A 22,616-nucleotide genomic window follows, 5' to 3' on the forward strand; every position below is an offset into this window, starting at 1 on the left:
GTTGCAGTCTCAGGGCCCCGACGCCGCGCGCACTCCCACGGCAGAGGCACCGTCGACGCCCGGGGCCCGAACCTGGAGCAGACCGGATCCACCACCCGCCGCGTCCGCGCGCGGCTCGCGCGGCGGATGACCGGCACTCGCAACCACGTGCGGCCGGTGCTGGAGCCGCTGGTCGCGTTGCACCGGGAGGTGTACCCGAAGGCGGATGTCGCGCTCATCGAGCGCGCGTACGACGTGGCGGATCAGCGGCACGCCACGCAGATGCGCAAGTCGGGTGACCCGTACATCACGCACCCGTTGGCGGTGGCGACGATCCTCGCCGAACTGGGCATGGACACGACCACGCTGGTGGCCGCGCTGCTGCACGACACCGTCGAGGACACGGGGTACAGCCTGGAGCAGCTCACGGCGGAGTTCGGCGCCGAGGTCGCGCATCTGGTGGACGGCGTCACCAAGCTGGACAAGGTGGCGCTCGGCAACGCGGCCGAGGCGGAGACCATCCGCAAGATGATCATCGCGATGGCGCGGGATCCGCGCGTCCTGGTGATCAAGGTGGCGGACCGGCTGCACAACATGCGCACGATGCGCTTCCTGCCGCCGGAGAAGCAGGCGCGCAAGGCTCGCGAGACGCTCGAGGTGATCGCGCCGCTCGCGCACCGCCTGGGTATGGCCACGGTGAAGTGGGAGCTGGAGGATCTCGCGTTCGCCATCCTCCATCCGAAGAAGTACGACGAGATCGTGCGGCTGGTGGCGGACCGGGCACCGTCGCGCGACACCTACTTGGCGTCGGTGCGCGCCGAGATCAACGGCGCGCTCGGCGCCCAGCGGATCGTGGCCGATGTGCAGGGCCGGCCGAAGCATTACTGGTCGATCTACCAGAAGATGATCGTCAAGGGCCGCGACTTCGACGACATCCACGACCTGGTCGGCGTGCGGATCCTGTGCGACGAGGTGCGCGACTGCTACGCCGCCGTCGGCGTCGTGCATTCGCTGTGGCAGCCGATGGCCGGCCGGTTCAAGGACTACATCGCGCAACCGCGGTACGGCGTCTATCAGTCGCTGCACACCACGGTGATCGGGCCGGAGGGTAAGCCGCTGGAGGTGCAGATCCGCACCCGCGAGATGCACCGTACGGCCGAGTTCGGGATCGCGGCGCACTGGCGCTACAAGGAGACCAAGGGCCGCAACGGCGGTGGCAAGGGGTCTGACTCGCGCGAATTGTCCGAGGTCGACGACATGGCGTGGATGCGTCAACTGCTCGACTGGCAGCGGGAGGCGGCGGACCCGGGGGAGTTCCTGGAATCGCTGCGGTACGACCTCGCGGTCAAGGAGATCTTCGTCTTCACCCCGAAGGGCGACGTGATCACGCTGCCCGCGGGCAGCACCCCGGTCGACTTCGCCTACGCCGTGCACACCGAGGTGGGGCACCGCTGCATCGGCGCCCGCGTCAACGGCAGGCTCGTCGCCCTCGAGCGCAAGCTCGAGAACGGCGAGGTGGTGGAGGTGTTCACCAGCAAGGCCGAGAACGCGGGCCCGTCGCGCGACTGGCAGTCGTTCGTGGTCTCGCCGCGGGCGAAGGCCAAGATCCGGCAGTGGTTCGCGAAGGAACGGCGCGAGGAGGCGCTGGAGAACGGCCGGGACGCCATCGCCAAGGAGGTGCGCCGTTCGGGCCTCCCGTTGCAGCGCCTGACGAACGCGGAGTCCATGGCGGGGATAGCCAAGGAGCTGCGGTACGCGGACGTCTCCGCGCTGTACACGGCCGTCGGCGAGCACCAGGTGTCGGCGCACACCGTGGTGCAGCGGATGGTCGAGCAGCTGGGAGGCATCGAGGAGGCCACCGAGGAGCTCGCCGAGCGGAACACCCCGTCGACCTTCGCGGGCCCCACGGCCACGACGGACGTGGGCGTGCTGGTCACCGGGCAGCCCGGCGTGCTTGCGAAGCTCGCGAAGTGCTGCACGCCGGTGCCGGGCGACGAGATCGTCGGCTTCGTCACCCGGGGCGGCGGCGTCAGCGTGCACCGCACGGACTGCACCAACGTCGCCGAGCTGCGCAAGGAGCCGGAGCGCTTCCTCGACGTGAAGTGGGCGCCGTCGGCGTCCTCGGTGTTCCTGGTCGCCATCCAGGTGGAGGCGCTGGACCGGCATCGGCTGCTGTCCGATGTGACGAAGGTGCTCGCGGACGAGAAGGTGAACATCCTCTCCGCGTCGGTCACCACGTCCGGGACCGGGTCGCGGTGTCGCGCTTCACCTTCGAGATGGGCGATCCGAAGCACCTCGGGCACGTCCTCAACGTGGTGCGCAACGTCGAGGGCGTGTACGACGTGTACCGGGTGACGTCCGCGCAGTAGCGGTCCGCACACGACGCAGGGCCCCGCCGGGCGGGGCCCTGCGTGCGGTCCACGCGGCTACTGCGCGAGTGCCATCGAGGTGATGGTCACGGGCTGCATGGGCTCGCCGTCGGTGACGGGCTGGCCCGGTTTCGGCGCCGTGCTGGCCTTCGCCTTGATGCCCTTCTTCGCGACCTGCTGCAGCACCGTCAGGCCCGCGTCGTCGGTCTTGCCGATGACCGAGTAGTCGGCGGGCAGCGTGGTGTCCTTGTAGACCAGGAAGAACTGGCTGGAGCCGGTGTTCGACGTGCCGGACTGCGCGTTGTTCGCGTTCGCCACGGCGATGGTGCCGGCGGGGTAGATCACGTTCGGCGAGGCGCCCGGCTGGGTGGCGGCACCGTCGGCGGCCTTGAGGAAGGTGGGCGCCTCGTCCGGCGAGGTCCAGTTCGGGCCGCCCAGGCCGGTGCCTGACGGGTCGCCGCACTGCAGCACGTACAGGCCGGACTTCTTGTCAGGGGACTCGCTGGCGGTCTCGCGGTGGCAGATCGTGTTGTCGAAGTACTTGGCCTGCATCAGCGTGACGAAGGTCTCGACGTTGCACGGGGCCTTCGAGCGGTCCAGCTCGAACCCGATGACGCCCTGGTTGGTGGTGATCGAGCCGGTCAATGTCCCGGTGTTGGGGACGTCGACGCCGCCGGGCTTGGTGACACCCTTGTTGCGCTCCGAGATCTTCTCCAACTGCGGGATCATCTTCTCGGTCTCCGCATTGCGGGCCTCGGCGGTGGTGATCTGCTCCTGCAGTGCCGTCTTCTGCTCGGCGTTGAGTGCGGCCAACTGGGTCTTGGCCTGGGCGATCTGCTTCTTCATGTCGTCGATGCTCTTACGCGCCGCGGCGACCTGATCCGGCCGGTCCTTGAAGTCGCAGGTCACGTGGAGCGAGCGGAACCGGTCCTCGGCGCCGACGCGGAGCGGGGCGCGCGGGCCCTGCGGCAGCCAGATGTAGCAGCCCGCCGCGACCAGCGCGACCACGACGACGCCCGCGACCGCGCCGGCCTTGATCTTGCGCTTGCGCGCGTCGGCTTCACGCCGCTCGTTCTGCTTCGCGAGTTTCTCGCGGGCTGCCTGGCGGCGCTCTTCATTGCTCGGCACGGTGTGACGACCTCCTCATTACCGAAATCCGGCGGGCACAACTGGTCGCCAAGTCTGCCAGCTAAACCTGATGGACGCCGCCACCGGGTCTGGTGACACAATGGCCGGATGCTGATCACCGGATTCCCGGCGGGGGTGTTCCAGACCAATTGCTACGTCGTGGCAGACGGTCCGGGCTCCGACGCCGTCGTCATCGACCCCGGTCAGGACGCCGTCGAGCCGCTCAAGGCGCTCCTCGCGGAGCACCGCCTGAACCCCGTCGCGGTGCTGCTCACGCACGGTCATCTCGACCACACGTGGACGGCGCAGCCCTTCGCCGACGAGTTCGGGATCCCGGTGCACATCCACGCCGACGACCGGCCGATGCTCGCCGACCCGGCGGTCGGGATCGGCGCCGCGCTCGGCGCGATGATCGGTGACCAGGAGTTCGTCGAACCGCAGAAGGTGATCGAGCTCGACGACGGTGAAACCGTCGAGCTCGCGGGCATCACGTTCGGGGTCGCGCACGCACCCGGACACTCGCCGGGCTCCGTCGTGTTCACCGTCGACGCCCCGGCCGTCGACGATGCCGGTGCCCCGGTCGAGGGCGAGACGGTCACCGTCGCCTTCGACGGTGACGTGCTCTTCCAGGGCTCGATCGGCCGGACCGACCTGCCGGGCGGCAGCCACGAGCGACTGCTGGCCTCGATCGCGGCGAAGCTGCTGCCCCTGCGGGACGACACCGTCGTGTTGCCCGGGCACGGTCCCGCCACCACCATCGGACGGGAGCGGGCGTCGAACCCGTTCCTGCAGGGGCTCACGGGCACGCAGACGCCGGGTGAGCGGAAAGGACGATACGGACTGTGAGCGCCGGTAGCTTCCAGGCTCCCAAGGGCATTCCCGACTACATCCCGGTGCCGTCGGGGGAGAAGAACAGCTCCGCCGACTTCCTCGCCGTGCGCACCGCGCTGCTGCGGGCGACCGCCGAGGCGGGGTACGGCTACATCGAGCTGCCGATCTTCGAGGACACCACGCTGTTCGCACGCGGGGTCGGCGAGTCGACCGACGTCGTGGCCAAGGAGATGTACACGTTCGCCGACCGCGGCGACCGCTCGGTCACGCTGCGTCCCGAGGGCACGGCGGGCGTGGTGCGCGCCGTCCTGCAGCACGGCCTCGACCGCGGCCAGTTGCCGGTGAAGGCGGCCTACGCCGGCCCGTTCTTCCGGTACGAGCGGCCGCAGGAGGGTCGCTACCGGCAGTTGCAGCAGGTGGGGCTCGAGGCGATCGGCGTCGATGATCCGGCGCTGGACGCCGAGGTGATCGCGGTCGCCGACCGTGCCTATCGCAGCGTGGGGCTCGACGGGTTCCGGCTGGAGGTCTCCAGCCTCGGCGACGGCACCTGCCGGCCGCAGTACCGCGAGAAGTTGCAGGAGTTCCTGTTCGGCCTCGACCTCGACGAGGAGACCCGTCGGCGCGCCGAGATCAACCCGCTGCGGGTGCTCGACGACAAGCGGCCCGAGGTGAGGGCGATGACGGCCGATGCGCCGCTCATGATCGACAACCTCACGGCGGAGCCGAAGGAGCACTTCGAGAAGGTGCTCGGCTACCTCGACGCGCTCGGGGTTCCGTACGTGGTGAACCCGCGCCTGGTCCGCGGCCTCGACTACTACACCAAGACGTGTTTCGAGTTCGTCCACGACGGTCTCGGGGCACAGTCCGGGATCGGCGGCGGCGGGCGCTACGACGGCCTCGTCGAGCAGCTGGGCGGCCGAGAGGGCGTCACCGGCGTCGGATTCGGGCTCGGCGTCGACCGCACCCTCCTCGCCCTCGCGGCCGAGGGGAAGCGCGCGCCGTCGGCGCCCCGCGTGACGGCGTTCGGGGTGCCGCTCGGCGACCCGGCGCGCGATGCGATGGTCCCGCTGCTGGGCCGGCTGCGGGCCGCGGGAATCGCGTCGGACATGGCGTACGGCAACCGCGCGATGAAGGGCGCGATGAAGGCCGCGGACCGTTCCGGCGCCCGATTCGCCCTGATCCTGGGGGATTCCGAGCTCGACCAGGGCGTGGTGATGGTCAAGGATCTCGCGAAGGGCGAGCAGCGGGCGGTCCCGCTCGATACCGTCGTGGGCGTGATCGTGACCGAGAGCGCCGGGTAGCGCGCCCGTGTCCTCGAGTCCTGCCGAGCCGGGCGCCCGCGATCCGCGGGAGCTGAGCGCGGAGGACGCCGTCGATGTGGATCTGATCCCGCCGCAGCTCACCCTGCCGAAGGTCCGGCGGGCCCTCGGCGTGGGGCTGGCCGTGACCGTGCTCGTCGCGGTGGTCGTGGCGGTCCTCGCCGGGCCGGTGTGGGGGAGCGTGGTGCTCGTCGCCGGCGCGACCCCGGGACTGGGCGGATACCTCGGTGTGGCGCGCCGCCGGGTGGTACTCGACCACCGCGTGCTCACCCGGCGCACACTGCGCACGCGGCGGGTGAACCTGCTCGCGGCCGAGAAGGTCGATCTCGTGGCCGAGGTCGCCGAGCTGATCCAGGTGTCGCTGCGCGTACGGCACGGCAGGACGACGGTGCGCGTCCCCGTCGCCCTGTACGGGTCCGGGCGGGGCCGTGTGCGGGGTCGGGAGCTGCCGATGCTGGGCGTGCGGCGGCTCGCCGAGGCGCTCGAGCGCAACCGCCGGCCGGAGACGCGGGACATCGCGCGCGTCCTCGCGGAACAGGCTCGTGCACAGGCCACGTCCGTGCCCCTGCGCGAGCGTCCGCTGTGCCGGGCCGCGGGGATCGCGCGCGAGGTGGGCGGCGCCGACGAATTGGTGTTCACCGCCGACGAGGTCGACGAGATCGCCCGGCCCCGTTGGTAGGACGCGCGCGTTCGAATACTTGACTGTAATCGAACAACGTGTTCGACTTGCGGTGTGCGATGGGATGGTCAGTTACTGAGCGGGTCCGGCTCGGGGGTGCGTGCGCTCCCCGGGCTGGAGGGGCTGGGCCGCACGGTCACGACGCCGGAGTTCGAGGGCGTCACGTTCCACGAGGTGGTGTGCAAGAGCGCGCTGAACAGGCTGCCGGAGTCGTCGGCGATGCCGTTCTCGTGGACGGTCAATCCCTATCGTGGTTGCACTCACGCGTGCACCTACTGCTTCGCCCGGTCGAGCCATGAGTACCTGGAGTTCGACGCCGGGGGAGATTTCGACTCCCAGATCGTGGTGAAGACCAACCTGGTCTCGGTGCTCAGGAAGGAGCTGCGGCGCGCGTCCTGGCGGGCTGAGCCGGTGGCGCTGGGGACGAACACCGACCCCTATCAGCGGGCGGAGGGCCGCTACCGGTTGATGCCCGGCGTGATCGGGGCGCTGGCCGGCGCGGGATCGCCGATCTCGATCCTCACCAAGGGCACGCTGCTGCGCCAGGACCTGCCGCTGCTCGCGACCGCCGCGACCACGGTGCCGGTCCAGCTCGCGGTCTCGCTTGCCCTGTCGGATCCGGAGCTGCAGGCCTCGCTGGAGCCGGGCGCGCCGAAGCCCGCGGCCCGGCTGGAACTGATCAGGTCGATCGCCGACGCGGGATTCGACTGTCACGTCATGGTGGCGCCGGTCGTGCCGTACCTCACCGATGACACGGCGTCGCTGCGCACGCTGTTCGCGGCGCTGGCGGAGGCGGGCGCGGCCACCGCATCGGTGATGGCCCTCAATCTCACCGGACGCTACCGGGATTGGTTCCTGGGGTGGCTCGCCGAGAATCATCCGATGCTGGTCCGGCGGTACCGGCAGCTCTACGGGTCGACGGGGCGGGTGTCGGCCGAGTACCGCACGCACCTGCGCAGGCGGGTGGAGCCGATGCTCGAAGAGTTCGGCCTGACGCGGCTGGAGGATCCGTACGCGAGCCCGCCGCGCTCGCCGCGTGTTTCGCGCGTCCGGGGCTCGGTCGCCGAGGACCTGCAGGAGTCGTTGTTCTAGACAGATGCGTAACAGATCCGTTACGCTTCTGGGGTGAGCGTCTTCGCGGCCATCGCCGATCCGGTGCGACGACGGATCGTGGTGCTGTTGAGTGGCGCTCCGATGACGGCGGGGCGGATCGCCTCCGAGTTCGACATCAGCCGGCCGGCCGTCAGTCGGCACCTGCGCGTCCTGCGGGATGCGGGCCTCGTCGAGGGCGGACCGCCCGGCGGTGACGGCCGGGAGCGCTCGTACGTCCTGCGGGTCGCCGCCCTCGACGAGGTCGACGGCTGGTTGGCGCACGTGCGCGGGACCGCTCGGCTCGCCGGGCTGCTCGGCTCGCCCGCGTTGGACACCGAGGTGCGCCGCGCGCGGCGCGACAACGCCCGTGCAGCAGGAGATACGGGCACGACCGGGATCGACGAAGCACACGAACGGGGAACGGCATGACGAAGCAGGCGACGGGTCGCGTGGAAGCCACCGACGGCGGACGCGACCTGATACTCGAGCGCTATTTCGACGCAGGCGTCGACGACGTCTGGGCCTCGATCACCGAACCCGGTCGCACCGCGCGGTGGTTCGGTGGCTGGACCGGCGGCGATCCGGGTGTCGGATCCGTCGTGCAGGTGACGATGGGCTTCGAGGAGGGCTCACCGGTGATGCCCATGACCATCACCGCGTGTGAGCCGCCCCGCCGCCTCGGGGTGCGCGCGAAGGACGAGTACGGAGAGTGGGATCTCGAGGCGCTCGTCGAGCGCGACGGCGACCGCACCCGGCTGACCTTCGTTCACCACCTCGATGCCGCGGCGAACGCTGCGGAGGTGGGGCCGGGCTGGGAGTACTACCTCGACGCGCTCGTCGCTGCCGAGAACGGTTGCGCGGCACCAGATTTCGCGGACTACTTCCCGGCGATGTCCGCGCACTACGGCGGCCGGTAGCGGGGGTGGCCGTGCATCACTAATGGAAATGATTACTATTAGTGGCATGACCGCCTCAGCCCCACTGCCCGTCACCGTCCTCTCCGGCTTCCTCGGCGCCGGCAAGACCACGCTGCTCAACCACCTCCTGACCAACCGCGACGGCCTGCGGATCGCGGTGATCGTCAACGACATGAGCGAAGTCAACGTCGATGCCGCGCTCGTCGACCTCGGCGGCTTCGACCGCACCGAGGAGAAGCTCGTCGAGCTCAGCAACGGGTGCATCTGCTGCACCCTGCGCGAGGACCTCGTCGACGCCGTCGGCGCGATCGCGCGGCAACGCACCCCCGAGGGCGGACCGCGCTTCGACCATCTCGTCATCGAGTCCACGGGCATCTCCGAGCCGATGCCCGTGGCCGCGACCTTCGACTGGACCTTCGACGACGGCAGCCGCCTCGGCGACCTCGCCGCCCTCGACACGATGGTCACCGTGGTCGACGCCAGCACGTTCCTCGGCGAGATCGCCCGGGGCGCGAGCCTCGCGCAGCGCGGCCTCGGCGCCGCCGCGGGCGACGAGCGGTCCATCGCCGACCTGCTCATCGACCAGGTCGAGTTCGCCGACGTCGTGCTCATCAGCAAGCTGGACCTGGTCTCCGCGGCCGCCGGCGGCGCCGTCGAGGCCACCGTGCGGCGGCTCAACCCGCGGGCGCGGGTGCGGCCGCTGCCGCGCGGCGAGATCGCGGTCGCCGAGGTGATCGGCACCGGCCTGTTCGACCACGACGCCGCGTCCTCGGTCGCCGGATGGGACGACGAAGTGATCGGCGGCCACACGCCCGAGACGGAGGAGTACGGGATCTCCTCGATGGCCTACCGGGCCGACCGGCCGTTCCATCCGCAGCGGCTGCTCGAATCGCTCGCGGACGTCCGTGCCGTGCTCGGAGCAAGGGTTTCTGCTGGATCGCGAGCCGTCCGGACCTGGTCGGCGTCTGGTCCCAGGCCGGGCCCAACCTCACCATCGAGCCCGCCGCCTACTGGTCGCAGGTCGACGGTGCGCCGCAGCAGGAGCTGGTCTTCATCGGCGTCCGGCTCGACGCCGATCGGATGCGGGAGCTGCTCGACCGTGCGCTGCTCACCGACGACGAGGTCGCCGAAGGGCCGGCCGCGTGGGTCGACTACCCGGACCGGCTACCGGCGTGGAACGTGCCGGCGCACCGTCACTGAGCGGCGAGCGCGGCCCGCGCGGCACCCGCCGCTGCTGCTGCGACCGGCGGGATGAGGGACAGGCGCGTGCGGCGCTCGAGGAGGTCGGCCTCGGTCGTCGCTCCCTCGACGAGGGCGCCGAACACGAGCTCGGCTCCGGTGACCTCGGTGCCGGGAGCCACGGGCTCCGCGAGGGCGGGGTCCGCCGCGGCGAGGGCGAGGACCGCCGGCGCCTCGGTGCCGTACGCGCGGACCAGCCGTTCCGGGGCGTCGATGCGGCGCAAGGCGTCCTGCGGCGCGGCGCCCACCAGGGAAGGGCCCGGGTGACGCAGGGGCCGGCCGCCAGGCCGATGCGGCGAGTGCGGCGTCGACCGCGTCCTGCGCCATCCGGCGGTACGTCGTGAGCTTGCCGCCGACCACCGTCACCAGGCCGTCGCCGCGGGTGAGGACGGCGTGCTTGCGGGAGACGTCCGCCGTCTGTCCGGCGCCGGAATCGAGCAGCGGCCGCAGGCCGGCGAACGCGCCCACCACGTCGTCGCGGGTCAGGGGCGTGCCGAGGGCGAGGTTCACCGTCGCGAGCAGGAAGTCGATCTCGTCGGCCGAGGGCGTCGGGACGTCGGGCAGCGGACCGTCGGCCTCGATGTCCGTCAGGCCCACGTAGACCCGCCCGTCGGGCTGCGGCAGCGCGAACACGTACCGGCCGAACGTGTGGGGTACGGGCACGGTCAGGCCGGCGGTGAGCCCGCCGAAGCTCTCCTGCCGGAACACGAGGTGGGTGCCCCGGCTGGGGCGCAACCGGATCGCGGGATCGACGGTGCCCGACCACACGCCGGTCGCGTTCACCACCGCGCGGGCGCGGAGGGTGAACGAGTGGCCGGTCAGCTCGTCGGTGACGGTGGCCGCAGTGCCCGTGACCTGGGTGGCGCCGCAGTGGGTGAGGATCGTCGCGCCGTGGCTCGCAGCGGTGCGCGCGATGCCCACGGTGAGCCGGGCGTCGTCGGTGAGCTGGCCGTCCCAGTTGAGAAGGCCGCCGCGGAGGCCTGCGCGTCGCACGGTGGGTGCCAGGGCGATCACGTCGGCGGGGGAGATGCGGCGCGGCCGCGCCAGTGCGGACGTCGGCGTGCGCGCCGCGCGCCGCAGCAGGTCGCCCGCGAGGAAGCCGGCCCGGGTGAGGGCGGCGTCCCGTCGGGACACGTCGCCGAGGAGGGGCACCACCTGGGCCAGGGGCGGGTCAGGTGCGGGGCGATGGTGCGGATCAGGGCGTCGCGCTCGACGGCGCTCTCGTAGGCGATTCCCACGGCGCCCGAAGCCAGATAGCGCAGCCCGCCGTGCACGAGCTTGGACGACCAGCGGCTGGTGCCGAACGCCAGGTCGTGCTTCTCGACGAGGGCGACGCGCAGGCCTCGGCTCGCGGCGTCGAGGGCGACGCCGGTGCCGGTGACCCCGCCGCCGATCACCAGCAGGTCGACCGACGAGTCGGCCACCAGCGCTGTGAGGTCGGCGGCGCGCCGGGCCGCCGAGAGCCGGGTGGACGGGGCGACGGTCTCGAGAGGCGCTGTCACGGCGCGAGGTACCGGTCGAGGAGGTCGAACAGCTGCGCGTCGAGCAGTTCGGTGGATTCGGTGAACACCGGGCCGGTGAAGGTGGACGACCACGCGGCCTGGAGCACGACGGCGGCGAGCTCGCGCGCGTCGCCCTGCCGGATACTGCCGTCGGCCTGGCCGGATGCGATCCCGGCGGTGAGGGCCTCGAGCTGCGCTCGCGAGGTCCGGCCGGTGCGGTGCAACAGGTACGGCAGCAGGAACTCGGGGTCGAGCTCGATGATGCGGCGCAGTAGCGGATGTGCGCGGGCCGACGAGGTCACGTGGACGACGGTGCGCGTGACGGTCTCGCGGCCGGTGGCACCGTCGAACAGGCCGACAGTGGCGAGCGCGGCGACGAACTCGCGGGTGGTGACCGCCGCGGCGAGCGCCTGGACATTGGGGTAGCGGCGGTACAGGGTGGCGCGGGAGACCTGGGCGGTACGCGCGACGTCGGCCATCGTGGTGCGACGGATGCCGATCGTCGACATCAGGTCACGCGCGGCGTCGAGAATCAACTCGTCATCGACCGCGTTGGCCGAGCGAGGCGGGGCCGACCGTGGATTGAGATCCTGCGACATCATGTGTACAAATGTATCATGACTTCCGAGGTGCAGATCCCCGTCGTGGCCTTCGAGCCCGGTCGGTGGGGCGATCCCGGTGCTCCGATGCACCTGTCCGATTCGGTGCGCGGCGCACTCACCATGCTCGGTATCGATGGTGCCGCATCCGGCGCGCAGGGGTTGTTCCTCATGCCCTCGCGTGTCTCGGGGCGGGCGCTGTCGGCGCTGCAGCGCACCGGCGCGGCGGTCTCCCTCGAGGACGCGGCCCGGATCGCGCACCTGCGCGGATACTCCACGCCGGACCTGCTCAAGTTCCGCGCCGGCGACACCTCCGACGCGCCGGACGTGGTGGTCACGGCGTCGACCGCCCAGCAGGTGGCCGAGGTCCTCGCGGTATGTGAGGCGAAGGACCTGACCGTCAGCCCGTTCGCCGGCGGTACCTCGGTGACCGGCGGGCTCGCCCCCGACCAGGCGCGGCCCGTCGTGGCCCTGGACCTGCGCGGAATGACCGGCCTCATCGACCTCGACGAGGTGTCGCAGATCGCCACACTGGCGGCCGGCACGCGGCTCCCCGACGCGGAGCGGCTGCTCGCCGAACGCGGCTACGAACTCGGCCACTTCCCGCAGTCCTACGAGGGCGCCACCGTCGGCGGCTGCGCCGCGACCCGTTCCGCCGGGCAGGCATCCATCGGCTACGGCCGGTTCGACGAGATGGTCGTCGGACTCACGGTGGCCACGCCGCAGGGCGTCGCCGAGATCGGCACCGCCCCCAAGTCGGCCGCCGGGCCCGATCTGAGGCAGCTGTTCCTCGGCTCCGAAGGCGCGTTCGGGGTGGTCACCGCGGTGCGTGTGCGGGTGCACCCGGTCCCGGCGGTGCGCCGCTTCTACGGCTGGCACTTCGCCGACTTCGCCGCCGGCGCGCGCGCCATGCGCGTGCTCGCGCAGGGTTCCGTTCGGCCCACTGTGCTGCGCCTGTCCGACGAGGCGGAAACCGGTCTGAACCTCGCCGATCCGGGCGCGGCGGGCAAGGCCGCCGTGGGCGGATGCCTGATGATCGTGGGTTTCGAGGGCGACGAGGTGGACGTCGACTGCCGCGACGGATACGTCTCCGCGCGGCTCGCCGAGCTCGGTGGTTCCTTCCTCGGCCCGGAACCGGGCGAGGCGTGGCGCGCCGGCCGGTTCCGCGGGCCGTACCTGCGCGATCCGCTGCTTGATGCGGGGGCCCTGGTCGAGACGCTGGAGACGGTGACCTTCTGGTCCAACGTCGATCGGCTCAAGGCCGACGTGACGTCGGCGATCACCGGCGCGCTCGGCGACCTCGGCACCCCCGCCGTGGTGATGTGCCACATCTCGCACGTCTACCCGACGGGCGCGTCGCTGTACTTCACAGTGATCTGCAAGGCCCTGGAGGATCCGCTGGCGCAATGGGGCGCGGCGAAGAGCGCGGCGAACGCCGCCATCCGCGCGGCCGGTGCGTCGATCACCCACCACCACGCGGTGGGCACCGACCACCGATCCGCCTATCTCGAGGAGATCGGCGACGTGCAGCTCGCAGCGCTGCGCGCCGTGAAATCCGCGCTCGATCCGCAGGGCGTGCTCAATCCCGGGATCCTGCTCCCATGACCGGCACGTCCGACGTCGTCGCGGTCCTGAATCCGATCTCCGGCGGCGGCGCCGCGTGGGAACGCTGGGCCGCCGTGGCCGCGGAGCTGGCCCGACGGGACGTGTCCGCACGGGTCTCGGCGTCGTCCTCCGGTGCCGATGCCCGACGGCTCGCCGCGGAGGCCGCCGCGTCCGGCGCGCTGACCGTGGCCGTCGGCGGCGACGGCCAGATCCGCGACGTGGCCTCCGGGGTGCTGCGGGTGCCCGGCGCGCCGATGGGGATCGTGACCGCCGGCCGCGGCAACGACATGGCCCGGCACCTGCGGCTCCCCGACGACCCGTCCGCCGTCGCCGATGTGCTCTGCGACGGCCGCCGCCGCGATCTGGACGTGCTCACGGTCGGTGACGAGATCGCCGTCGGGAACGTGTACGTCGGCCTCGACTCGGTGGCCACCGAGCTGATCAACAGGCTGCGCTGGATGGGCCCGCTCGCGTACCGGCTCGCGCCCGCGATCGCCGCGTTGCGGTGGAAGCCCGCCGGTTTCCGTATCGAGGTCGACGGTGCCGAGGTGCTGTCCGGTCCGGTGCACATGGTGGTGATCGCCAACTCGGGGTGGTACGGCAGCGGCCTGCACATGGTGCCGGCGGCCGCGTCCGACAACGGCCGGATCGATGTGCTCGCCGTCGACGGAGCCGGGAACAAGCTCAGGCTCATCAGCGCGATGGGGGAGGCCAAGACCGGCGCCCACGTCGCGCGGGCGGAGGTGCTGACCTTCAGCGGGCGGGACGTCGTGGTCGGTGCCGACCGGCCGATCCCCGTCCACGCCGACGGCGACTACCTGCAGGAGCTGCCCGTTACCGTCGGGATCCGTAGGGCCGTGCTCCCGGTGCTCGTGCCCCGCTGACCCGCCCGTCGCATCCGTGGCGGTGTCCGTTGGGGGACAACATCTTTCGAGGCGTTCTGCGAAGCGACTCGCGGAATCTCCGCAGAACGCTTCGAAAGATGTGCGTCGTGCCGCTCATGGCCGACACCGGCGACCTGCGGTTCGACGGGATGGAGGTGGATTGAGCACCAGCCGCTCGCGACGCGGCCGATCGTCAGCGACAGCGAGGTGGTCCGGCCGTACCGATCGGCGATCACGCTGAACCCGAGGCCGCTCAGACGATTGCTGCGCGCAGCGTGTCCAGGCCCATGCCGCCCAGCGCCGTGGCGTCGCGGTGGAAGTCCTTGATCGACGCGCCGGGGTGCGCCGCGAGGTAGCCGTCGCGGGTCTGCTCCCACACCCGCTGGCCCACGGAGTACGACGGTGCCTGGCCGGGCCAGCCCAGATAGCGGTGGTACTCGAAGCGCAGTTGCTCGTCCGACATGGCGACGTGCGAGCGGAGGAAGGCCCAGCCCTTGTCGTAGGTCCACGCGCCGCCGCCGACCTCGGCGGGCGCGTCGAAGCCGCAATGCACGCCGATGTCCAGCACCACGCGCGCGGCCCGGAGCCGCTGGGAGTCGAGCATGCCCATGAGGTCACCGTCGTCGTCGAGGAAGCCCAGGTCCCGCATGAGTCGCTCCGCGTACAGCGCCCAGCCCTCGCCGTGGCCCGACGTGAACGAGTAGAGCTTGCGCCACCGGTTGAGCGGCGCGATCACGGCCTGCCCGATCTGCAGGTGGTGGCCGGGCACGCCCTCGTGGTAGACGGTGGTCTTCTCCTGCCACGTGTGGAACTCGGTGACACCGGGCGGTACGGACCACCACATCGTGCCCGGCCGCGTCAGGTCGGCGGACGGTCCGGTGTAGTAGATGCCGCCGTTGCTGCTCGGTGCGATCCGGCAGTCGAGATGGTGCAGCTGCATGGGAATGTCGAAATGCGTTCTCGCGAGGGCGGATACCGACTCGTCGGAGGTCCGCTGCATCCACTCGCGCAGGGCGTCCGTTCCCTGGAGCACGTACCGCGGCTCGGCGTCGAGCTTCGCCAGGGTCTCTGCGACCGTCGCGCCCGGGTACAGACGGGCCGCGACGTCGTGTTGTTCGGCGACGATGGACGCGAGGAGTTCCTGCCCCCAGGCGTAGGTCTCCTCCAGGTCGACTGCCGTGCCCAGGAACAGTCGCGAGTACAGCGGGTAGACCTCGCGGCCCACGCCGAGGCCGCCCGGCTGGTCCACCGGGATCGCCCACGGGGCGATCTCCGTCTCGAGGACCTCCGCGAACCGCTCGAAGGCCGCGTGGATGTCGTCGGTGACGCCGGGCGCGACGTCGGCCGCGCGTGCGGCGTTGGCCGCGACCTGCTCGCCCGCCTCGCGGGCCTGCGCGAGAACCTCGCGCACCTGCAGCGCGGGGAACGGCCAGGAGCCGTCGGCCAGGCGGGCCCGCAGGCCCGAGATCGCCGACTCGACGGCCTGCGGCACGGCCGCGAGGCGCGGCGCGAGGCGCGGGTCACCGTCGGGCATCAGGTCGAAGACGTCCCGGATCGCCTGCAGCGGCGAGGCGATCACGTTGAGGTCGCCGACGGTCCGCCCCGCATCGGCGAGTTCGATCTCCACCCCGAGCCGCTCGCGCAGCGCTTCCGCGGTGACCCGGTCGGCGTCCGACTCCGGCGTCAGGGTCGACAACTCGGCGAGCGTCTCCCGCGCGACCGCGATCCGCGCCGCGACGCCCGCGGGGGAGAAGTCGGTGAGCCGGTCGTCGACATCGGTGATCCCGACCGCTGTCGCCTCGATCGGGTCGGCCTCGGCGAGGCGGAGGGCCAGCCGGTCCGCGAGTGCGTCGATGGGAGTGGGGGTGAACGAGTCAGTCACCCTTGCGAGGCTAGCGCGATCAGATGGAACCGGTGAAGGTGTTGCACTGCGCCGGGGAGCCCGTCTTGTAGCCCTGGTTGAACCACTTCACCCGCTGCGCGGAGGTGCCGTGCGAGAACGACTCCGGGTTGACGGTGCGGCCGGCGTTGCGCTGGATGGTGTCGTCGCCGATCGCCTCGGCGGACTGGATGGCGCCCGAGATGTCCTGCTGCGTCAGCGGCTGGAGCATCGCGCCCTCGCCCTTGTCGGCCTTGGAGGCCCACACGCCGGCGTAGCAGTCGGCCTGCAGCTCGACCCGGACCGAGCCGCCCTGGGCGCCGCTGCCCTGCTGTGCCTTGTTGATGTCCCCGAGCAGCGTCTGGATGTGATGGCCCCACTCGTGGGCCACGATGTACTCCTGCGAGAACGGGGCGTTCGAGCCGCCCATCTTCTTGATCACCCGGTCCATGAAGTCGAGCTGGAACACGGCGACGTTGTCGGCGGGGCAGTAGAACGGCCCGGTACCGGCATCGGCGACGCCGCAGCCCGTGTTGATGGCCGCGGCATCCGTCGGCATGATCTTGAGCGCGCTCGGCTTCTTGTAGCCGCGGACCAGGGTCGCCCACACCTTGTCGAGCGAGTTCGACGTGGCCACGATGCGGCACGTCGTGTTCTTGTTCGCGTCCGCGCCGGTCTTGCACGCGGCGATGTCGCGATTCACCTGTTCCTGCCCGGCGGAGATCCCCTGGCCCGGCCCTGCTGCGGATCCTGCGACGATCCACCGCCGGTGAGATCGACGCCGAAGATCAGGCCCAAGACGACGACGACCACTGCACCGATGCCTCCGCCGCCGATCATCATGCCGCGGCCCATGCCGCCGCCACCGCCGCCTGCGCTGGCACCGCTGGTGTCGATGGAGCTGTCATCCCGGAAGGTCATGCCGACAGCTTTCCATGAGTGGGGTGAGATGGTGAACCGGTTCGCCCCGTAGCATGTCAGGGTTGAAATCTTTGCCATCGAAAGGACACCCCGAAGTGCTGCGCACCCACCTGGCCGGATCGTTGCGAGCGGATGACGCCGGCACCGTCGTCACCCTCGCGGGCTGGGTCGCCCGCCGGCGTGACCACGGCGGTGTCATCTTCATCGACCTGCGCGACAGCTCCGGCGTCGCGCAGGTGGTGTTCCGTGAGTCGGACGTCGCCGAGCAGGCGCACCGGCTGCGTTCGGAGTACTGCGTGCTGGTGACCGGCACCGTCGAGAAGCGGCCCGAGGGCAGCGAGAACCCGAACCTGCCGTCGGGCGCGATCGAGGTGAACGTCACCGAGCTGACCGTGCTCAACGAGTCGGCGCCGCTGCCCTTCCAACTCGACGAGGAGCCGGGCGAGGAGGCGCGCCTGAAGTACCGCTACCTCGACCTGCGCCGCGAGGACCCCGCGGCCGCGATCAAGTTGCGGAGCCAGGCCAACGCGGTGGCGCGGAACATCCTGGCGCTCAACGACTTCGTCGAGATCGAGACGCCAACGCTGACCAGGTCCACCCCGGAGGGCGCCCGCGACTTCCTGGTGCCCGCGCGCCTGCGCCCCGGCACGTTCTACGCGCTGCCGCAGAGCCCGCAGCTGTTCAAGCAGTTGCTCATGGTCGCCGGCATGGAGCGGTACTACCAGATCGCGCGCTGCTACCGCGATGAGGACTTCCGCGCCGACCGGCAGCCCGAGTTCACCCAGCTCGACATCGAGATGAGCTTCGTGGACCAGGAGGACGTGATCGCGCTCGGCGAGCAGATCGTCAAGGCCTTGTGGTCGCTCATCGGGCACGAGATCCCGACCCCGATCCCGCGCTTGACGTACGCCGAGGCGATGCGCCGCTTCGGCTCCGACAAGCCGGACCTGCGCTTCGGGCTCGAACTCGTCGAGTGCACCGAGTACTTCGCGAACACGCCGTTCCGGGTGTTCCAGGCGCCGTACGTCGGCGCGGTCGTCATGCCGGGCGGCGCGAGCCAGCCCCGTCGCCAGCTCGACGCCTGGCAGGAGTGGGCCAAGCAGCGCGGCGCCCGCGGCCTCGCGTACGTGCTGATCGGCGAGGACGGCGAGCTCACCGGACCCGTCGCCAAGAACCTCTCGGACGACGAGCGTGCGGGCCTCGCCGCGCACGTGGGCGCCCAGCCGGGCGACTGCGTCTTCGCCGCCGGCCCCACCAAGACGATGCGCGCCCTGCTCGGTGCGGCCCGCGGCGAGATCGCCGACAAGCTGGGCCTCATCAAGGAGGGCGACTGGGCCTTCACCTGGGTGGTCGACGCCCCGCTGTTCGAGCCCGCCGACGACGCGACCGCCTCGGGCGACGTGGCCGTGGGCGACGGTGCCTGGACGGCGGTGCACCACGCATTCACCAGCCCCAAGCCGGAGTCGATCGGCACCTTCGACACCGACCCGGGCAGCGCCCGGCCTACGCCTACGACATCGTCTGCAACGGCAACGAGATCGGCGGTGGCTCGATCCGTATCCACCGCAAGGACGTTCAGGAGCGCGTCTTCGCGATCATGGGCATCGACGAGGAGCAGGCCCGCGAGAAGTTCGGCTTCCTCCTCGACGCCTTCTCGTACGGCGCTCCGCCGCACGGCGGCATCGCCTTCGGCTGGGACCGCGTGGTCTCGCTGCTCGCCGGCGCGTCATCGATCCGCGAGGTCATCGCGTTCCCGAAGTCGGGCGGCGGCGTCGACCCGCTGACCGACGCGCCCGCAGCGATCACCGCGCAGCAGCGCCGCGAGTCGGGCATGGACGCCAAGCCCAAGAAGCCGGAGGCCGGCCCGGCCGCGCCGGAGGGCGCGACGAAGGCATAGGTCCGCGGTGACGATCGACGGCCTCCGCGGGCTCGACCCGGCCGGCCTGCGCCGGCTCTCGGCGCGGGTCCGTGGCCTGATCGACGACGAGGGCATCACCTACAACGCCCTCGACGCGGTGCCCGCGGCCGCCGAACCGGTCGAGCCCGTGCCGTGGCGGCTCGACCCGCTGCCCGTGCTCCTCGGCGCCGACGAGTGGGATCTCCTGGCCCGGGGCGTGGCGCAGCGTTCGCTGCTGCTGGACGCGGTGCTCAGCGACTTCTACGGCGAGCAGCGCACAGTCCGGACGGGGCTCGTGCCGCCCGAGGTGCTGTTCGCGCACCCCGGGTACATCCGACGGGCCGTCGGCGTACCGTCGCCCGGCCCGAGGTCCCTGTTCCTGCACGGCGTGGACCTCGGTGTCCCGGACGGAACGGACGACTGGGCCGCCGTGGCGGACCGGACCCAGGCACCGTCGGGCGTGGGCTACGCGCTGGCCGACCGGCGGGTCACGTCCCGGGCCCTGCCGCGCGAGTTCCGCGCCGAGACGCCGCGCCCGCTGTCGTCGTTCGCGACCGCCATGCGGGTGCAACTGCTCGACGTGGCGCCGCCCGGCGTGGACGACCCGACCGTCGTCGTGCTGAGCCCCGGCGCCTTCTCCGAGACGGCGTTCGACCAGGCGTACCTCGCATCCGCGCTCGGCTTCCCGCTGGTGGAGGCCGCCGACCTGACGGTCCGCGACGGTGGCGTGTTCATGCGCGCGCTCGGCCGGATGAAGCGAGTCGACGTGATCCTGCGCCGCGTCGACTCGGAGTTCTCCGACCCGCTGGACCTGCGCACCGACTCGCAGCTCGGCGTGGTCGGACTCGTGGAGATGATGACCCGGGGAGCGGTCACCGTCGTCAACACCCTGGGTTCCGGGGTGCTCGAGAACCCCGCCCTGCACGCCTATCTGCCGCAGCTGTGCCGCGCGCTGCTCGACGAGGACCTGCTGCTCGCGTCGACGCCCACCCTGCACGCCGCGACCCCGGCCGGGCGCGCCGCGCTCGACGGTCCGCTCGACGAGCTGCTCCTCATCGACTTCGCCGCGGGCGAGCGGATCGTGGGCGCGACCCTCACCGCCGACGACGCGGCCGGGCTCCGATCCCGGGTCGCCGCCGACCCGGCCGTCTGGTGCCTCAAGACGCCGACGCCGCTCGCGACCCGGCCCGCGCTCGACCGCGGCTCCGTCGTGGACAAGGGCTTCGCGCTGCGCGCCTTCTCCCTCGGCCAGGAGTCCGGGTACACGGTCCTGCCCGGCGGGCTCGGCCAGGTCCTGCTCGACGGTGCCGCCGGCGCCCTGCTCGACGCGTCCGCGGCCCGCGACGTCTGGGTGCCGACGCCGGAGGACGTGCGTGCGTCGGCGCGCGTCTCGACCGCGCCGCGGGTGCCGCGGAGCGTCCGGCCGTCCGCGCCGATCGCGACGCCCGCGTCCTGTCGGACCAGTTCTGGATCGGCAGGTACGCCGAGCGCACCGAGGCGATGGTGCGGCTGCTGTCGACGGCGCACGACCGCAGCCGCGAGTTCCGGCACCGCCCGTGGCAGGCCGGCGCCGCCGCGCTGCAGCCCCTGCTCGACGCGGTGGTCGAGGTGTCGGTCACCGAGCACCTCGGGCGGATCGTCGCGGAGGGCAGCGAGCAGTCCGACGTCCTCGCGCGGTTGCGGCGCCTCACCCTGGACACCGAACTGCCTGGCACCGTCGCGCATTCGGGCGTGCGGTTGCGCGCCTGCCTGCGGGCGGTGCGCGACCAGATGTCCACCGACACCTGGTTGGTGCTGAGCGGGGCCGAGCGGTCGCTGGGGCGGCTCGCGCAGGACGTCGACGACGAGGGCGAGCAGCTCGACGAGACGCTCGGCGACGTGCTCGTTTCGCTGCTCGCGTTCGCCGGCCTGGCCCGGGAGTCGCTGGTCGAGGACCCGGCGTGGCTGATGATGGACGCGGGCCGCCGGATCGAACGATCGCTGCAGCTGGCGGCCGTCACCCGCGCGATGGTGGTGCCCGAGCACGGGACCGAGGTCGAGGCGGGCCTGCTCGACGCCTACCTGGTGACCTGTGAGTCGGCCGTGACCTACCGCCGGCGGCACCGGGCCGTGTTGCGGGCGGGCGCGGCAGTCGACCTCATGTTCTTCGACGCCACGAACCCCCGGTCGCTGGTGTCGGCGCTGGGCGCGCTGTCGCGGGACCTGCAACACCTGCCCGACGAGCTGCGCAGCGCTGCCGCCGAGCGCACCGCGACCGAACTGCTGGCCCGGCTCGGCCGGTTCGACCCCGACGACGCCGACACCGTCGCAGACGGTCGGCGCGGCGAACTCGCGGCCCTGCTCGACGCGGTCGACGAGGGGCTGCGTGAGGTCTCCGACGTGCTCGAGCGCACGCGGTTCGCGCTGCCGGCCGCGGCGCGTCCGATCTGGGTGGGGGTGCAGTCGTGGGGCTGAGCTTCTCGCGGCGGACCGAGGCCTCCTCGACCCGCCGCTACCGCGTGGTCCACGAGACCACCTACCGATACGACGCCGAGGTCACGTCCAGCTTCGGCCGCTGTTACCTGGCGCCGCGCGACCTGCCCGACCAGCGCGTCGAGGAGCACACGATCACCATCGGTCCGGAGCCGACCGACCGATCCGAGGGCGTCGACGCGTTCGGCAACACCGACACGTACTTCCACGTCACGACGCCGCACACCGAGCTCACCGTGCGCGGGGAGTCCCTGGTCGCGGTCGACCCGCTCGACCGCGCCGTCACCGACGAGGGGCCGGCGCTCGCGCCGTGGAGCTGGCCCGCCCGGTGGGCGACGCCGGCGCGACCGCGGTGCAGTTCCGGCTGGACCAGCGGCCGCCCGAGATCGACGATGCGGTGCGCGCCTACGCCGACGCGATCCTCACGCCCGGCAAGCCGCTGGTGGAGGCGATCGAGGAGCTGACCACACGGATCTACACGGACTTCGCGTACAAGTCCGGTGCCACCAACGTCTCCACCCGGGTCGGCACCGTGATGGAACGCCGCGAGGGCGTCTGCCAGGACTTCGCGCGGGTGGCGATCGCCTGCCTGCGGTCCAAGGGGCTGGCGGCCCGCTACGTGTCGGGCTACCTCGCCACCGAGCCGCCGCCCGGCGAGGACCGCGTCGTCGGCGCGGGCGCGACGCACGCGTGGGCGGCGGTGTGGCTGCCGGGCGATCAGTGGCTGCCGTTCGACCCGACGAACAACAAGTTCGTCGACGAACGGCACGTGACCGTCGCGTGGGGCCGGGACTACGAGGACGTCCCGCCGCTGCGCGGCGTGATCTACACCGAGTCCAAGGGGTCGCGGATCGGCGTCTCGGTCGACGTGGCGCCGCTCGACTGAAGCTCGACCAGCTCGGCGGCCCGGCGGCGCACGAGCGCCGCGTTGTGGCTGACGAGCATCAGGCCGGTGCCGGCGGCCGTCAGCTCGTCCAGGACCGATAGGACGGCCCGCGCCGACACCGGGTCGAGCATCGCGACCGGTTCGTCGGCGAACACGAACCGCGGCGCCTGCAGCAGCACGCGGGCCAGGCACGCGCGTTGCAGCTGACCGTCGCTGACCTGTGCCGGGAACCGGTCCAGCAGCGCACCGTCGAGTCCCGCGGCGCGGGCGGCGTCCGCGGCGGCCCGGGCATCGGGTGCGCCGGCGATCTCCTGCGGTTCCGCGACGATCCGCCGCAGCCGCCACCGCGGGTTGCACGCGGTCCGCGGGTTCTGGGCCAGCAGGGCCACCGCGCCGGGCGCGGGACGCGGGCGCCGGC

15 protein-coding genes and 6 pseudogenes are annotated in these 22,616 nt (G+C 71.8%); 14 read left to right on the top strand and 7 right to left on the bottom strand.

The features are described 5' to 3' along the window. The first annotated feature begins 72 nt into the window (after nt 1-72). Nucleotides 73-2,348 (top strand): annotated as a pseudogene (locus MTP03_RS10115) (bifunctional (p)ppGpp synthetase/guanosine-3',5'-bis(diphosphate) 3'-pyrophosphohydrolase). Between the two features lie 57 nt (nt 2,349-2,405). On the opposite strand, the gene MTP03_RS10120 reads toward MTP03_RS10115, so the two are convergent. Next, nucleotides 2,406-3,476 carry a peptidylprolyl isomerase gene (locus tag MTP03_RS10120; RefSeq protein WP_248491802.1) on the bottom strand — a complete coding sequence of 357 codons (1,071 nt, stop codon included), beginning with the start codon at nt 3,474-3,476 and terminating at the stop codon, nt 2,406-2,408. Between the two features lie 108 nt (nt 3,477-3,584). Here MTP03_RS10120 and MTP03_RS10125 point away from each other — a divergent pair, with 108 nt between their 5' ends. The 7 genes and pseudogenes from MTP03_RS10125 to MTP03_RS10155 all read left to right on the top strand — a co-directional run bounded on the left by MTP03_RS10125 (nt 3,585) and on the right by MTP03_RS10155 (nt 9,514). Then, nucleotides 3,585-4,322 carry an MBL fold metallo-hydrolase gene (locus MTP03_RS10125; protein ID WP_248491803.1) on the top strand — a complete coding sequence of 246 codons (738 nt, stop codon included), beginning with the start codon at nt 3,585-3,587 and terminating at the stop codon, nt 4,320-4,322. Further along, nucleotides 4,319-5,608 carry a histidine--tRNA ligase gene (gene hisS, locus MTP03_RS10130; RefSeq protein WP_248491804.1) on the top strand — a complete coding sequence of 430 codons (1,290 nt, stop codon included), beginning with the start codon at nt 4,319-4,321 and terminating at the stop codon, nt 5,606-5,608. The genes MTP03_RS10125 and hisS overlap by 4 nt, the downstream gene beginning before the upstream one ends. A gap of 7 nt (nt 5,609-5,615) precedes the next feature. Beyond that, a complete protein-coding gene (locus tag MTP03_RS10135; RefSeq protein WP_248491805.1) occupies nt 5,616-6,305 on the top strand; it encodes a hypothetical protein in 690 nt (229 codons plus the stop codon). 54 nt (nt 6,306-6,359) lie between these two features. Then, a complete protein-coding gene (locus MTP03_RS10140) occupies nt 6,360-7,397 on the top strand; it encodes an Rv2578c family radical SAM protein (protein ID WP_248491806.1) in 1,038 nt (345 codons plus the stop codon). 33 nt (nt 7,398-7,430) lie between these two features. After that, nucleotides 7,431-7,826, top strand: a complete 396-nt coding sequence (locus MTP03_RS10145; RefSeq protein ID WP_248491807.1) for a metalloregulator ArsR/SmtB family transcription factor — start codon at nt 7,431-7,433, stop codon at nt 7,824-7,826. Next, nucleotides 7,823-8,314, top strand: a complete 492-nt coding sequence (locus tag MTP03_RS10150; protein WP_248491808.1) for an SRPBCC family protein — start codon at nt 7,823-7,825, stop codon at nt 8,312-8,314. Before MTP03_RS10145 ends, MTP03_RS10150 begins: the two co-directional genes overlap by 4 nt. Before the next feature lie 46 nt (nt 8,315-8,360). Then, a pseudogene (locus tag MTP03_RS10155) lies at nt 8,361-9,514 on the top strand (GTP-binding protein). Here the strand turns inward: MTP03_RS10155 and MTP03_RS10160 are convergent. Next, a pseudogene (locus MTP03_RS10160) lies at nt 9,508-11,055 on the bottom strand (glycerol-3-phosphate dehydrogenase/oxidase). The pseudogenes MTP03_RS10155 and MTP03_RS10160 sit on opposite strands and share 7 nt — an antisense overlap. Next, entirely contained in the window at nt 11,052-11,657 is a 606-nt protein-coding gene (locus MTP03_RS10165; protein ID WP_248491809.1) for a TetR/AcrR family transcriptional regulator, read from the bottom strand. Before MTP03_RS10165 ends, MTP03_RS10160 begins: the two are co-directional and overlap by 4 nt. A 15-nt stretch (nt 11,658-11,672) precedes the next feature. Here MTP03_RS10165 and MTP03_RS10170 point away from each other — a divergent pair, with 15 nt between their 5' ends. Both MTP03_RS10170 and MTP03_RS10175 read left to right on the top strand, forming a co-directional pair. Next, on the top strand, nt 11,673-13,259 hold the full coding sequence (locus MTP03_RS10170) for an FAD-binding oxidoreductase (RefSeq protein ID WP_248491810.1): 1,587 nt from the start codon (nt 11,673-11,675) through the stop codon (nt 13,257-13,259). Then, entirely contained in the window at nt 13,256-14,143 is an 888-nt protein-coding gene (locus MTP03_RS10175) for a diacylglycerol kinase family protein (protein ID WP_248491811.1), read from the top strand. The genes MTP03_RS10170 and MTP03_RS10175 overlap by 4 nt, the downstream gene beginning before the upstream one ends. A 253-nt stretch (nt 14,144-14,396) precedes the next feature. Here MTP03_RS10175 and MTP03_RS10180 read toward each other — a convergent pair whose 3' ends face one another. From MTP03_RS10180 to MTP03_RS23620, 3 genes are read right to left on the bottom strand one after another with little or no spacing between them, the layout of a single operon-like run. Then, nucleotides 14,397-16,025: a DUF885 domain-containing protein gene (locus MTP03_RS10180; protein WP_248491812.1), complete on the bottom strand. Its 1,629-nt coding sequence runs from the start codon at nt 16,023-16,025 to the stop codon at nt 14,397-14,399. Nucleotides 16,026-16,044: 19 nt separating this feature from the next. Continuing rightward, entirely contained in the window at nt 16,045-16,725 is a 681-nt protein-coding gene (locus MTP03_RS10185; RefSeq protein WP_371820938.1) for a neutral zinc metallopeptidase, read from the bottom strand. Beyond that, complete coding sequence (locus MTP03_RS23620; protein ID WP_371820939.1) at nt 16,722-16,943, bottom strand: hypothetical protein; 222 nt, start codon at nt 16,941-16,943, stop codon at nt 16,722-16,724. Before MTP03_RS23620 ends, MTP03_RS10185 begins: the two co-directional genes overlap by 4 nt. A gap of 95 nt (nt 16,944-17,038) precedes the next feature. On the opposite strand from MTP03_RS23620, the pseudogene aspS reads away from it, so the two are divergent. The 4 genes and pseudogenes from aspS (at nt 17,039) to MTP03_RS10205 (ending at nt 22,198) form a co-directional block, all read left to right on the top strand. Beyond that, nucleotides 17,039-18,840, top strand: a pseudogene (aspS, locus tag MTP03_RS10190) (aspartate--tRNA ligase). A gap of 217 nt (nt 18,841-19,057) precedes the next feature. Beyond that, nucleotides 19,058-20,074 (top strand): annotated as a pseudogene (locus MTP03_RS10195) (circularly permuted type 2 ATP-grasp protein); the annotation flags it as partial. A gap of 266 nt (nt 20,075-20,340) precedes the next feature. After that, on the top strand, nt 20,341-21,294 hold the full coding sequence (locus MTP03_RS10200; protein ID WP_248491813.1) for an alpha-E domain-containing protein: 954 nt from the start codon (nt 20,341-20,343) through the stop codon (nt 21,292-21,294). Next, nucleotides 21,285-22,198, top strand: a pseudogene (locus tag MTP03_RS10205) (transglutaminase N-terminal domain-containing protein). The gene MTP03_RS10200 and the pseudogene MTP03_RS10205 overlap by 10 nt, the downstream one beginning before the upstream one ends. On the opposite strand, the gene MTP03_RS10210 reads toward MTP03_RS10205, so the two are convergent. Then, nucleotides 22,138-22,587 carry an ATP-binding cassette domain-containing protein gene (locus MTP03_RS10210; RefSeq protein ID WP_371820940.1) on the bottom strand — a complete coding sequence of 150 codons (450 nt, stop codon included), beginning with the start codon at nt 22,585-22,587 and terminating at the stop codon, nt 22,138-22,140. The pseudogene MTP03_RS10205 and the gene MTP03_RS10210 sit on opposite strands and share 61 nt — an antisense overlap. Between the last annotated feature and the right edge of the window lie 29 nt (nt 22,588-22,616).

The organism is Tsukamurella sp. PLM1 (assembly GCF_023168325.1).
GTDB lineage: Bacteria > Actinomycetota > Actinomycetes > Mycobacteriales > Mycobacteriaceae > Tsukamurella.

Bases quoted from the DNA above. Each gene is read 5' to 3' on its own strand.
- MTP03_RS10125 (WP_248491803.1), top strand. From the start codon at position 3,585: ATGCTGATCACCGGATTCCCGGCGGGGGTGTTCCAGACCAATTGCTAC.
- MTP03_RS10150 (WP_248491808.1), top strand. From the start codon at position 7,823: ATGACGAAGCAGGCGACGGGTCGCGTGGAAGCCACCGACGGCGGACGC.
- MTP03_RS10165 (WP_248491809.1), bottom strand. From the start codon at position 11,657: ATGATGTCGCAGGATCTCAATCCACGGTCGGCCCCGCCTCGCTCGGCC.
- MTP03_RS10170 (WP_248491810.1), top strand. From the start codon at position 11,673: ATGACTTCCGAGGTGCAGATCCCCGTCGTGGCCTTCGAGCCCGGTCGG.
- MTP03_RS10175 (WP_248491811.1), top strand. From the start codon at position 13,256: ATGACCGGCACGTCCGACGTCGTCGCGGTCCTGAATCCGATCTCCGGC.
- MTP03_RS23620 (WP_371820939.1), bottom strand. From the start codon at position 16,943: ATGACCTTCCGGGATGACAGCTCCATCGACACCAGCGGTGCCAGCGCA.
- MTP03_RS10200 (WP_248491813.1), top strand. From the start codon at position 20,341: ATGGTGCGGCTGCTGTCGACGGCGCACGACCGCAGCCGCGAGTTCCGG.